Annotated in this window: 7 protein-coding genes; 1 reads left to right on the top strand and 6 read right to left on the bottom strand. The window is 42.1% G+C overall.

The genetic code is table 11. The annotated features are described in order from the left end of the window. Positions 1–27 precede the first annotated feature (27 nt). The 3 genes from R2R28_RS27085 to R2R28_RS27075 are packed head-to-tail and all read right to left on the bottom strand — an operon-like array spanning position 28 to position 4,299. Positions 28–1,308 (bottom strand): MFS transporter, encoded by a 1,281-nt coding sequence (locus R2R28_RS27085; protein WP_316828790.1) that lies wholly within the window; start codon positions 1,306–1,308, stop codon positions 28–30. A gap of 16 nt (positions 1,309–1,324) precedes the next feature. Continuing rightward, positions 1,325–3,541 carry a c-type cytochrome gene (locus tag R2R28_RS27080; protein ID WP_316828789.1) on the bottom strand — a complete coding sequence of 739 codons (2,217 nt, stop codon included), beginning with the start codon at positions 3,539–3,541 and terminating at the stop codon, positions 1,325–1,327. Positions 3,542–3,561: 20 nt separating this feature from the next. Further along, positions 3,562–4,299, bottom strand: coding sequence for a ThuA domain-containing protein (locus tag R2R28_RS27075; RefSeq protein ID WP_316828788.1), 738 nt, complete (start codon positions 4,297–4,299; stop codon positions 3,562–3,564). A 372-nt stretch (positions 4,300–4,671) separates the two neighbouring features. Between R2R28_RS27075 and R2R28_RS27070 the strand changes: the two genes are divergently transcribed. Further along, a complete protein-coding gene (locus R2R28_RS27070) occupies positions 4,672–6,282 on the top strand; it encodes a sialate O-acetylesterase (protein ID WP_316828787.1) in 1,611 nt (536 codons plus the stop codon). Between the two features lie 139 nt (positions 6,283–6,421). Here the strand turns inward: R2R28_RS27070 and R2R28_RS27065 are convergent, their stop codons facing one another. The 3 genes from R2R28_RS27065 to R2R28_RS27055 are packed head-to-tail and all read right to left on the bottom strand — an operon-like array spanning position 6,422 to position 12,623. Then, positions 6,422–7,618, bottom strand: a complete 1,197-nt coding sequence (locus R2R28_RS27065; protein ID WP_316828786.1) for a glycoside hydrolase family 99-like domain-containing protein — start codon at positions 7,616–7,618, stop codon at positions 6,422–6,424. A 10-nt stretch (positions 7,619–7,628) separates the two neighbouring features. Then, on the bottom strand, positions 7,629–9,344 hold the full coding sequence (locus tag R2R28_RS27060; protein ID WP_316828785.1) for a SusD/RagB family nutrient-binding outer membrane lipoprotein: 1,716 nt from the start codon (positions 9,342–9,344) through the stop codon (positions 7,629–7,631). A 12-nt stretch (positions 9,345–9,356) separates the two neighbouring features. Continuing rightward, on the bottom strand, positions 9,357–12,623 hold the full coding sequence (locus tag R2R28_RS27055; protein WP_316828784.1) for a SusC/RagA family TonB-linked outer membrane protein: 3,267 nt from the start codon (positions 12,621–12,623) through the stop codon (positions 9,357–9,359). Positions 12,624–13,002 lie beyond the last annotated feature (379 nt).

Here is a 13,002-nt window from a genome sequence, read left to right as displayed (position 1 = left end):
AGTTATCGTAAATTTGTGATGGCTTGTTTAAATTACATGTAAAGATTTTGATGCCCGTAATTTTCTGGAGCGCATGTAAAGCAATAATCCGGTAAAGGCAAGCACCAATATCAAAGGAATTACCAATGTAGCCTGCAGGATTTCTGGTCCGGCCATATTTTTGGCTTCGTTCAGATCTTGCGCTAAAAGCGAACCTTCTGAAGCTTTTGAATAAATTTTGAGGTCTGCCCCGGCAGGAAGGTGTTTTACAATTAGTTTATCGTAAAAATTACCCATAAATACGGTGTACACCGATACGGCAAACATACCTGCTCCCCCCATTAAATTTAAGCCTAAAGCACCAGAACCCGGAATGTTTTCGGCCACAAAGCCGATCATGGTTGGCCAGAAATAACATACACCGATTCCGAATACTATGGCGGCCAGGAAAATTGAACTTCCGGTTAACGTACTGAGCATGTAAAGCCCGCTGGCGGCAAATATCGCCGACAATAACAATACGCCTTGTGGAGCCAGTTTATGTACTACAGGTTCGGCAAATGCACGGCCGATTACCATAATACCCGTGGTAAGGGTAAGCAAAAGCAAAGCATTATCGGTTACGTTTTTCAATAACAAACCAATCCATTGTCCGGTAAAAAGTTCGGTGATGGCTGTACCGAACATACAGATAAACATAAAAATAAAAAGGGGTGATAATACGGCACGGTACATATCGGATGTGCTGTAACCAGAGGTAACACGTTCGGTTTTCGGAAAATCGAGTTTCGAAAAAAGAAAACCATAAACCAATGTAGGCAGTAACATCACGGCAACCTGCCATTGCCAGCTCAAACCAACTTTTACAAACAACGTAACCACCAGTGTGCCGATTACAATGCCTCCGGGAAACCATAAATGAAAGTGGTTCAATTTTGTAGTTTTATTCTCGGGAAATAAAGTTGCTACCAAAGGATTACAGGCAGCCTCAACAGTTCCGTTTGCAATACCGATAAGCAAGGTAGAAAGGAACAAACTCCAGTAACCCTGTGCAAAAATGGTTAAAGCGATGCCTGCCAGGTGAAATACGAAAGCGGCAACAAGCAGGCGTTTCATGCCCACGGCATCTACAATGAAACCACCAACGATAATGGCCAATGGGAAACCCCAAAAAGCCGTAGCGGTAATGGTACCCAATTGTGTGGCACTGAGCTGAAACTCGTTGGCAAGCTGCCCCATCATACCCGCCCTGATCCCGAAAGAGAGCGAGGTAACGAGCAAAGCCAGGCAGCTTGCCCAAAATAATTTGTTGGTTTGAATGTTTGGCATATTGTTTTTTATAGGTTTATTTAGAAGATTCGAGTTCGGTGATGGTCCATGGTTTGGTGCGCGAAGCATGTAAATCGCGGACTTTTTTTACATCAGCAGGTTTGATAGTGCTGGCTTTATTGCCTAAATCGTTACGGATATAACTTAATACTGAGGCAATATAATCGTCGGTATTAAAGCCTAAAGCAGGCATTACATCCGGATAGGTTTTAGCATTGATTGGCCCTGAAAGCCCATGAAGCAAAATTTTAATCAGTTTCTGCGGATCGCCGGTTACATCTTTCGATGAGGCAAGTGGTGGCGCTGGCATATCTTTACCACCGATAGAAACCCCTTTTCCATCTGCACCGTGGCAGGTAGCACAAAGCTGTTTAAAAATCAACCCGCCTTCGGTTACCAGCTTACGGTCAGCCTCTACCATTAATTTGGCATTACGCTCTGTAGCCGCCCTGGCATCAATAGCTGATTGGTATTTCTTTTGAGATTCGGCTAAAACCGCAATTGATTTATTTTGAGCCAATACATCAGCCAATAAGGTTTTAGCTTGTTCTGATTTTGCATAACGCAGGCTTAGTGCCAGCTGGAAACGTACATCTTCGCTCGGATCGTTTTTAAGTGAGGCAAGTGTGGTTAATAAACTGGTATTTCCTTCCCTCAATTTGTCATCGCAAATCCAGACGGCGGTTTTCCTTACCGAAGCATCTTTATCTTTTAAAGCTTGATTCAGGCTTTGTTCATCAAGCGATTTTAAGCCATTAAGTGTCCACAAGGCATGGATGCGTGCAAGTGGGTTTGTAGAACTGGTTGCCATGTTTTTTAATGCCGGCACAACCGATTTATCGCCACGTACCACCAATAATTTCTGTGCATTATCTCTCCACCAGCCATTTGGATGCTCTAAATAAGCAACAAGTTCACTGGCAGGCTGGTTTAACATCTGCGGACGTTTTTTATCGGGTTTGATCCCATCATAAACCACACGGTAAATGCGGCCACGACCGATATTCTTGTCCAAACCACGCGGTACAATTTTACTTCTTAAAAAACTGCCAGGTTTTGTCCAGTTTCCTTCCTGGATAATACCACGGTACATATCTACAATGTAAAGGCTGCCGTCCGGACCGGTTACACTGTTTACCGGGCGAAAATTCATATCGGTAGAAGCAATAAATTCTTCTTTATTATAGGCATTGGTCAGCGTAATTTTGCCTCCGGTATTGGCTACTTTAGCCCTGCGGATTAAACGGCCCACAGGCTCACAGATAAACAGATCTCCTTTGGCATCATTCGGTAAAGCAGTTCCTCTAAAAACAGATTGGCCGGTACAGCCTGTAAAGTGGTTCAGGGTACTATCCGGACGGAGCCGGTTCACCCCACCCTGTACATCAGGCGTAGAAATAATTGGCCAAACGGCCTGAAATTCATCATTAAACTGATCTTTAAAATCAAGCCTGCCATAAGCCGGGTTCTGCTGAAAACTTAATGCCGGTGTTTCGGAACCTGCAGCAGAGAAATACAACCTGCCATAATCATCGTTGGTTAGCCCCCATTGTCCGCCGGGGCCTTCCGGTAAAAATTCGCGTTTAATTTGTCCGTTATCATAGCTATAACGGGCATTTTCTACTGTAACATAGATTTTATTATCGATGTTCCAGATTAAACCACTTTTCTGGTGTTCAAGATTACCTGTATTAATGGCATCATTATTAAATACCTGTTTTTTTTCGTCGGCCACGCCATCACCATTGGTATCGCGGTAGCTGTAAATATTGTTAGAATTGGTTTCGTTTACCAGTAAACGGTCATCGAGGGTTAAAATCATGCGCGGAAGCACCAGATTATCGATAAAAATGACTGATTTATCCATTTTTCCGTCGCCATTGGTATCCTCAAGTCTTTTAACCGAACATACAGCTTTCATCTCCCCGGTACCGTCTACATCCTGCATATAGGTATTCATTTCGGCAACGTACATTCTTCCGTTCCCATCCCATACCATGGCTACAGGCTCGTGAATCATCGGTTCGCTGGCCACCAGTTCTAAATGGTATCCTTTCTGCAGGTGGATGGTTTTCATGCTTTCTTCCGGAGAAAGATAAGCCGGAGATGGTTTGGTATTGACAATAATTTTCCCATCGGCATCGCGCTTAAGGGCGGTTTGGGTAACTTTACAGGTATAGATGAAACTCGAAAGTGCCAGTATACCCACTACAATTTTTTTGTTCTTTTTCATTTGTTGGTTTTGTGTTGTGGTTATTTTTTGCGACCCAATGCATATTTAATGCCTCCTAATAAATGCTGAAGGAACAGTGGTTCGTTGTAAGATGCTTCTGTATGGCCCAATTCGGTATAAAAAGCCCTGCCGCCATCATAAGTATGGTACCAGGCCATGGGATGGTTATCGCCCATTTTGGCCTTGCCTGCATCGTAGCTTTTTTCGTTAATGGTCATCAGCACTTTAAGATCAGTAGCAACAGATTTAAAATTATACCATTCATCTTTCCGTTTCCATAAGGCCGGGAGCATTTCGGTTGAAAGGTGATTTTTATCGGTTACATTCAGTTCGGCTTCCTGCTGGTTGGGGTGACCGGCAAAATAAGCCCCCACCAATTTTCCATACCATGGCCATTGGTATTCGCAATCGGTTGCGGCGTGCACGCCAACAAAAGCACCACCCTGATGAATATAATCTTCAAAAGCTTTTTGTTGTGTATCATTTAATACATCGCCGGTAGTGCTTAAGAAAATTACCGCCTTATATTTTTTAAGGTTAGCGGTGTTGAAGTTGGTGGAGTTTGTGGTGCTATCTACTTCAAAATTGTTTTCTTCGCCCAGTTTTAAAATGGCTTTTATCCCATCGGCAATGGCATTGTGGTGAAAACCTGCCGTTTTACAAAAAATAAGGACTTTTTGTTTTTTTGCCGATAAACTGTTGCTGAAAAGCAAAATGGCGAGTACAATCAGACTGCTGATGTATTTAATTTTTTTCATAAAATAGGTTTAATCTGGTTAGTTTAACAGAAGGTGAATTTAGGCGAAGGGCTTAAAAAAATATTAATAAACAATTAATAGAAATTTGTTATTTGTAACGAATTGGTGATCAAAAAACACAACAAAAACATTAACACCTAATAATCAACAGATTAACACAAAACAAACCAAGTGTTTAATAATATATTATTGTGAAAATTAATTACTGCTGAAGTTGCCTGTATTCTTTAAAATAAAACCGACAATGGGTTTAGGATTAGGCAAACGATGTGGCTGATGTGCAAATCCATGCTTGTGGATCAACTTGATTTAATACTTTGTTAAGCAATTATTAATGGGCTTTGGGTAGCTTCGTTTTTATAACCAAATAACATGAAAAAATTACATCCTTTTTACTACGGCTCTTTTATTATGCTGGGCTTTATTCTATTTTTTGAATCTGTTTCAGCAAAAGTAAGCTTGCCTGCCATTATCGGCGAAAACATGGTTTTGCAGCGGGGAATGAAGGTGCCAATGTGGGGCTGGGCTGATCCCGGAGAAAAGATAAACGTTATTTTTAATGGTAAAAAGTTCGCGACCACTACTGCACAGAACGGAAAGTGGTTTTTAAAGCTGGAGAGCTATGGCAAAGGCGGTCCTTATGAAATGCAGATCAGTTCGGTGCAAAACAGCATCATTTTAAAAAATATTCTGATCGGCGATGTATGGTTAGCTTCAGGACAATCGAACATGGAGTTCGGCATACAGAAGGAGAAAAGTGGTGCAGCAGAAATTGCCAATGCCCAGGATACGATGATCAGGTTGTTTTATGTTCCGATGGCATTTTCGATCAATCCGCGGGAAAATATCGATGCTTCTGCTGCATCCAGGAATGGTAAATGGATTGTTTGTTCGCCGGAGGCAATGGCTGATCCCAAGTTTGCTTGGCATGGTTTTTCAGCAACAGGATATTATTTCTCAAAAGAAATCAGAAAACATCAAAACACACCTGTCGGGATGATTGCCAGTTACAAAGGTGGTACACCCGCGCAGGCCTGGATGAGTGAACAGGCATTGGCTATGGCACCTGCTTTCGAAACTTATGTAAGCGATCATCAAAAGCTGCTTACTAACCTCGAACAAGCCAGGCAGGAATATCCTAAAAAGTTAGCCGAATACCGGGAAAAAATCAAAAATTTAAACCCGCTTTCATCGGCTGCTACACCGCCAGCACCTCAGGCACCTGAAGGTGGTTTTTCTGCTCCCTCGAGTTTATTTAATGCCATGATTAACCCCATCATCTCTTATGGTATTAAAGGTGTAATCTGGTATCAGGGCGAGAGTAACGGCGATAAACTGCCGCAAGCAGTAGAATACCGGCAACTTTTCCCGAGGTTGATCGCCGATTGGAGAAAACACTGGTTTCAGGGTAACTTTCCATTTCTTTTTGTACAGCTGGCCAATTACAAAAAGGCACCAGGCAAACCGGCAGAAGGGATCTGGGCATGGGTACGCGAAGCGCAATTAAAAACATTGGCTGTACCGGCAACGGGCATGGCGGTGATTACCGATATCGGCGATTCTGCAGATATACATCCAACCAATAAAAAAGATGTAGGGATCCGGTTATCATTAGCCGCAAGAAAAATTGCCTATGGGGAACAGCTGGTTTATTCGGGGCCAATTTTTAAACAAATGAAAATTAAAGGTAATATTATCGAACTCAGTTTTGATCATACCGGAACAGGATTGATTGGCTACAGGCCCGGAACCACGCAAACGGCTAATGAACTTAGGGGATTTGCCCTTGCTACCGCTGATGGGAAATTTGTATGGGCAGAAGCTAAAATCGAACGCAATAAGGTATTGGTTACGGCAAAAGGAATTGAAAAACCGGTTGCCGTACGCTATAACTGGGCTGATAACCCACAGGGAACGCTATATAACATGGAAGGTTTGCCGGCATCTCCATTCAGGACGGATGATTTTAAACCGGAACAATAACCAAAAAAGCGTCTGGTAAAATAATGCCAGACGCTTTCTTTCAATGAATATGTCGTCATCTCATCTGAAACGCAGCGGAACGGAGAGATCTGCTTAGATAGATTTCTCAACTACGTTCGAAATGACGACTCTACCGAGACTAATTCAACTTAAATTCCTGTCTGGTAATATCTAAATACAAATCGCCATAACCCTGCGTTGATTCGATCTGTGTATCCTGGTTATAATTATTCCACGAATCGATAAAAATCAGTCCACTTGATGAAGCATTATTTTTAGCCACATTACAGAATTTCCTGTAGAATAAACCACCATCATTCCTTAAAAAATTAGGATTTCTGCTCGCCGGATTTGTAATGAGGTTATTAAAAGCCGGCGAAATGCTTGGAATAAATTCGATATTCCATGATTGCAATATACTTTTCCAGTATTTCCAGCCCTGATCTACGTTTTGAAGGAATAAAAAGTAGCGGTCGTAATCGCGGGTATCAATCATATTATATTCATACATGGCATCAACACAGTTTTGAAAGCGGTAGTAAAAACGTTGTGGCGGCGACCAGCGATCCTGCATACCTACAATATAAAGTTCGAAACCCAATAAGGATAATCTCCTGCGCATTTCCTTATACACAGCCGGACAGTCGTTTGCATTCAGGTTTTGAGCATTATTAATGATTAACAGCGTTTTTCCGTTCACCTTCATGTAATTTTCCTTTTTAAAGTAGCTGGTAGCATCTGCACCCATCCTTTGGAAATCCTTATAAAAAGACTCCAACCTGGCTGGCAGCGTTTCTATGGCAATGGTATTACTGATTCCCAGCGATGTGGTATTGAGGTTATAAGAAAGCGCAAATTTCATATCCTTGGTATTCGGGGCATTTAAAAAAGTGCTTATGGTAATCGAATCGCTTCTGTAATTGTTAAAATCGAGGTTTGCAGAGCGAACGTTAAACACAAAATAATCGAGGTTTGCTTTTTTAGCCATCGTAATCTGTTCGGCCATTACATTTACCGTTGAAGCCGGGATGGTTGTTGGCAATGCATTCGGATAACCATATTTACCAAGGGTAGGTATTTCTTTTATATTGGCGTTAAAACCAGAACCAAAATTGGTATAAAAGGCGCCCAGAATATAGTTACGGGTAGGTGCTTTAATCTCAATTTCGTAATTGAGTACGTTATCATCAACCGAGGGCTGATCGCCGCCTTTTTTGCAGGCAAAGGTAAATGTGGCCAAAGCCATTAGCAATACACATTTGTATCTGTTTAATTTTTTCATTGAATTTTTATTGCTGTAAATCCCAATCAATTCCATTTTAAATGCTCTTCTCATCTTGATCTGATTAAATTTTAACAAACTTATTTACGATGGTGTAGCTTACCCCTGCCGCTGTTAAATCCTGTATGGTATTACCAAACCATTTCTGTTCGAAACGGGCATCAAAAACCGGTTGTGCCAGGCTCCAGTTGCGGTGTACATAAGGGGTGGCAAATTTTAATGCTTTTTCAGGAGAATCCTGCGGACTACCCAAAATAGTAAGCGCCTCCCTGTAAGCCTCAATATTTCTTTCGGCGATAACCGGATATTCCCAACGATCGGGGATTTCCTGAAACGGATTGTTTAATACGGCACTGGCCGGATTGGTATGCGGCACCAGTTTAAGGTTATTGGTTCTACGCTGCAGGGTCCAGGCTTCGTAAGCACCATCGGGATAATAGTTTAACCAGCGCTGTACCCAGATTTTCGCCATGTTATTTTGCGGAATATCTGAATTAACCAGGCTCCAAAAATTGTTATAACCCTTCCCTTCTGTATTCCATTTAATGCCATTGCCTGCGGTATAGGCAGCAGCAGCATTACTTAACCCCCAGAAAGTAAAGTTGGCATTAATACCGTCAAGGTAATATTGTTCAGCTGTTTTTAATCCACCTAAACCCAATTCTTTTGCTTCAGCTTTCATAAAACAAACCTCTGCGTAATCCATTAACATAAAGGGATGCGCAGCAGCCAATACAGGTGCCTGCACATTACTGTAACTGTTTACATTTGCCCCGTTAAACGGACTTAAGCCCGGAAGGTTCCAGGTAGGGATGTTAAAGGTACTTTTGGCATTGCCCATGTAAGGGATTTTATAATTCACCACCCTCAGCGTATCATCAGCCGTGCTGGAAAGGGTATCTAAAATCACAAACTGGTTGGCCGGTGCTACTGCTTCAAAATAAGCCTGCATCCTCGGATCTTTATAGGGACGAAAATAAAGCATGGCGTAATCGCTCATTTTCGGCATCTGATCGGGATTGGTTACATTTTTAAGCAATTTGATAAAATAAGGCGATTCACTTCCTTCTGCAGCAGAGTAAACTACTTTTGCATTATCTGCATCTGCAGAAATCAACATCGCTTCATTTGCCATCACTTCTTTAATGGTTTCCTGTGCGGCAGGGATGTTCGAACGAACGGTAAGGGCAAGCCTCAACCTGAAAGAGTTGGCAAATTTTTTCCATTTGGTTAAATCGCCACCATACAAAATATCAGGATTAAATTTATCGCCTGTAAGCACAATGGCATCCGAAGCTGCTTTTAAACGTGCAAGTAAACTGGTATAAATGCTGTTTTCGTCATCATACCTTACCGATGGAGTCATTTCGAGCGCTGCGCTGTATGGCACAGGGCCATAAGTACCCACCATCATGGCATAAACATAACACTCCCAAATATTAATGATCTGAATCCTGTTCGCATATCCGGGATTATTTTTATACAATTCCCTAAGTTGTTTCAGGTTCCCCAGCACTTCAACATAAGTTTGTTGCCAGTAGCTATCGTTTCCGCCGTTATAACGACCGCTTTTGTTGATGATATGGGTATATTCCCATAAAAAATCAACATTATTATTGCCCATCAGGTCGGCCGTACGTTTTACCGTGCTCGAAAACACCGGCTCTGCATCTGGGGTTAAAAACTGTGCAGGATTGGTATTAATTTCTTCAAAATCTTTTGTACAGGACGATAAAATCCCGATAGCCATAAAGCTGAGTATATATATAATCTTTTTCATTTCTCTTTATCCTTAAAATGATACTTTTAAATCGAATCCATAATTAACAAAAGGCAATGATCCCCCCTGTTCAAGTCCCAGCGCATTGCCTGATGTATTGGCCGATTCGGGATCGATTCCCCTAGGAGTTTTTTTGTAGATCGTCCACACGTTTCTGGCCACAAATGAAAGCCTTGCCGATTGGAACGGCGTTTTCAGCAACCATCTTGATGGTGCGGTAAAACCAAAAATAAGCTGGTTCAGTTTAACATATGAGGCATCGTAAATCATCAGGCTAGACATGTTCTGGGCATTAGGCCAATAAATAAACGGGTTTACACTGATTACATTTACCTTATCGGCAATCATACGTCCATTGGCATCAAGCACCAGGTTACCACTTGCATCTCTTTTAGGGCTGTATCCAACGGTTTGCATCCCTTTTCTACGGGCAGCATCGGGATAAGGTTTATTGTAAAGCTGGGTAACACCGGCAAGCTCGGTACCGCTTTCGCCTAAAATTACATTACTGAAATAAAAATCATCTCTGCCATCGATACTCATTAAGGAAGTACCTAAGAAATTGGCCTGTGTCTGGCTGCCTGAATAAAGACTTCCGCCCATTTTTACGGATACGTTAAAACTCAGGTCGAAGTTTTTGTACCTCACATTAGAGCCGATAGAGCCTAACCATTTTGGCTGGAAATTGCCCAGGTACACATCAGCATCAGGATATGGCCTGCCGTAAGAAGTACCCGCGCTAGGTACATCGTTCACAATCACTTTTCCTGAGGCATCACGGTAAAAGTCTATCCCAAGCAGGTCGCCGATTGGCCTGCCCACAATGGCGTTTACACTTACGTTATACACACCACCCAATCTGAATTTATTGATCCCATCAGCCAGCGAAATTACTTTGTTGCGGTTGGCAGACCAGTTAGCGGTAACACTCCAGGTTACGTTTTTAGTCCTCACCGGGGTTGCATTTAAAGTTAACTCGATACCTTTATTTTCAATCTCACCTGCATTTACAATCCTGTTGGTAAAACCAGTTTCTACGGGTACCTGCGAATCAAAAATCTGGTTAGAGGTTTTCGATTTATAAACTGTTGCATCAAGGCTGATTCTGTTGTTTAAAAACCTTAAATCAAGACCAAGTTCTGTTGAAGAAGTTTGCTCAGGTTTAAGGTCAGGGTTTTTAAAGGTATTTTCGTAGTTCAGGATTGGCAACCCGTTAAAAATTCCATCTGTTTGAAATGAAGAACGTAAGGCATAGGGGTTGGTATCTTTACCCACTTTAGCATAAGATGCCCTTACTTTGCCGAAGCTCAGAAATGATTTTGCGGGAATCTTTAAAAAATCGCTAAACACAAAACTACCACTTACCGAAGGGTAAAAGAACGACCAGTTCTCTGGACCAAGCGATGAAGACCAGTCGTTACGTCCGGTAATATCAAGGAATAAATAATTGTTATAACCTAAAGTTGCCGTACCAAAAACAGAGTTTTTTCGGAATTTAGTAGGATTTTCGGAAATGGTTGGCAACACGGCTGAATTGGCCATGTTCATCATATCATGAATCTGTAAAGAGTTGGTTTGCCCGGTTACCCTTAACGTATTCCTGTTATTGAGGTTGCCTCCAAGATTGGCTGAAAGGGTAAAATGTTTATTCAGCGTTTTATTATACATCAAAAGCCCCTCAATATTCCAGTTCTGGTTATTGTCGGTAAATTCGCGGTATTGGCCCAGTGGATTTCTCAATCCGCCTTTATCAATAAATACCATGGCATTGCCAAAGGTAAGGTCGGCCGCTATCTGCGTTCTAAATTTCAAATCTTTCAGTAAACCAATGGTAGCAGTTACCCCACCAATTACCCTGTTCTTTTTATCGGCATTGTAGTTTTCGTTTAACGACCAATATGGATTTTCGTACCCCTGCTGACTGGTTGCGGTATACGCAAATGAATTCCCGCTGGCATCTTTCCATGGAATTAAATCGTTGGTGCGGAAACTCCTCATCATTACCGATGCCGCATTCATCGGGCTGTTTGCATCCAGGTTCCGCGAAACACGGTTTTCTACTTTTTCGTCGAAATACTGAAGCCTGGTATCTATCCTTAACCATGGACTAAAGTTTTTAGATCCATTTAAGGCCAGGTTATGTCTGTTTACAATATTTTGTCCTTCTATTACATCATTACCGTTGGTATAGGTATAAGATGCCCGGAAAGAAGATGTTCCATCACCGGCACTAAAGGACAGGTTTTGCACGCCAGTAAAACTAGAATGGTAAAAATCGACTACGTTATTGGGTTGTGGACGATACTCTCCCGGGACACCCGAATAAGAGGCATAAGGCTGGCCCAGCATTGGCGCTCCGAAACTCCTGGTATCATTACCCATCCTCATGGTTGGTGCATTAGGGTTGGTTAAATCAATCCGGTTGGTATTGGCCATGTGGCTATCTGCTCCTTCACCGTAAACATTCTGATATTCGGGATATTCGGAAATGGTATTGATCATGATATTGGAGTTAAAGGAAATACCAAACCCTTTGCTCTTTTTCCCTTTTTTAGTGGTAATTAAAATGGCTCCGTTTGCAGCGCTCGATCCGTATAGGGCAGCAGCGTTTGGTCCTTTTAGTACCTCCATACTCTCAATATCGTCGGGGTTTACTGCACTGGCACCGTTACCATAATCGAGGTTACCAATACCCCCGTTCTGTCCGTGCGAATTATCGATCGGAATACCATCTACCACCCAAAGCGGCTCGTTGTTACCCGAAACGGAATTGATACCCCGCAAAAGCACTTTGGTTGATCCGGTAGCCTGACCGCTGGTAATGATCTGCAAACCGGCCACTTTACCTTCGAGCATATTAGTAATATTGATATCCCTGGCCTCGGTTAATTCGTCGGTATTAATACCTTGCCTTGCGTAGCCCAGTGATTTAGAATCGCGGCTAATGTTCAGGGCAGTTACCACCACCTCAGTAAGGTTTGATGCATCTTCGCTCAGCCGGATCACCAGGGTTTGTTTACCATCCACATTGATCACCTGTGTTTTATAACCTACATAACCAACATTCAGTATGGCAGTTTTGGCATTGGGTACGGTGATGCTAAATTCACCTTTTGAGTTGGTTGAGGTGCGTACAGTAGATTCTTTTAAGGATAGCGTTGCCCCGGGTAAGCCCTTACCCGTTTCATCTAAAACCCTTCCTTTAATGATGACACCCTGCCCGAAGCTATTAAGAGCCACAGCGCATGCTATCATCAGCATGAGTAGTTTTAATTTCATATTTGGTTAATATTTGGTTTGTAATTGAGAATGAAATTCGCATTCTCTAATTAAAAAAAGCTTAATAATTGATTAATTATAGGTAGAATGGCATTTTTTATTGAAATAAATCGGATGGAGCCACGGATGCATGGAGTAATAAGGAGGATTCATCGCCAGTTCTTTTATGCGTTTTGTCATCCTGAGGGATAATTTATGGTATAAAAATCAATATTTGTGACAGAGATATTTTTTAGATACGGGATAAGCTGCGAAAGACCGTCATTGCCAGCTCCACTGGCAATCGTAAAGCCTTGGTAGGGATTGCAGGTTGGATTAAGATTCCCGCCTGCGCGGGAATGACGACCACTCTTTAGAATCTGTCATTGATAGAGGTTAA

The sequence above is a fragment of the Pedobacter miscanthi genome, assembly GCF_032678605.1.
GTDB lineage: Bacteria > Bacteroidota > Bacteroidia > Sphingobacteriales > Sphingobacteriaceae > Pedobacter > Pedobacter miscanthi_A.
Note: the sequence above shows the minus strand (reverse complement) of the source record. Positions and strands in the feature narration are given on the sequence as shown.

What these genes read in the sequence shown, in the direction of transcription:
- R2R28_RS27085 (WP_316828790.1), bottom strand. Translation starts at nt 1,308, where the DNA reads ATGCCAAACATTCAAACCAACAAATTATTTTGGGCAAGCTGCCTGGCT.
- R2R28_RS27080 (WP_316828789.1), bottom strand. Translation starts at nt 3,541, where the DNA reads ATGAAAAAGAACAAAAAAATTGTAGTGGGTATACTGGCACTTTCGAGT.
- R2R28_RS27075 (WP_316828788.1), bottom strand. Translation starts at nt 4,299, where the DNA reads ATGAAAAAAATTAAATACATCAGCAGTCTGATTGTACTCGCCATTTTG.
- R2R28_RS27070 (WP_316828787.1), top strand. Translation starts at nt 4,672, where the DNA reads ATGAAAAAATTACATCCTTTTTACTACGGCTCTTTTATTATGCTGGGC.
- R2R28_RS27065 (WP_316828786.1), bottom strand. Translation starts at nt 7,618, where the DNA reads ATGAGAAGAGCATTTAAAATGGAATTGATTGGGATTTACAGCAATAAA.
- R2R28_RS27060 (WP_316828785.1), bottom strand. Translation starts at nt 9,344, where the DNA reads ATGAAAAAGATTATATATATACTCAGCTTTATGGCTATCGGGATTTTA.
- R2R28_RS27055 (WP_316828784.1), bottom strand. Translation starts at nt 12,623, where the DNA reads ATGAAATTAAAACTACTCATGCTGATGATAGCATGCGCTGTGGCTCTT.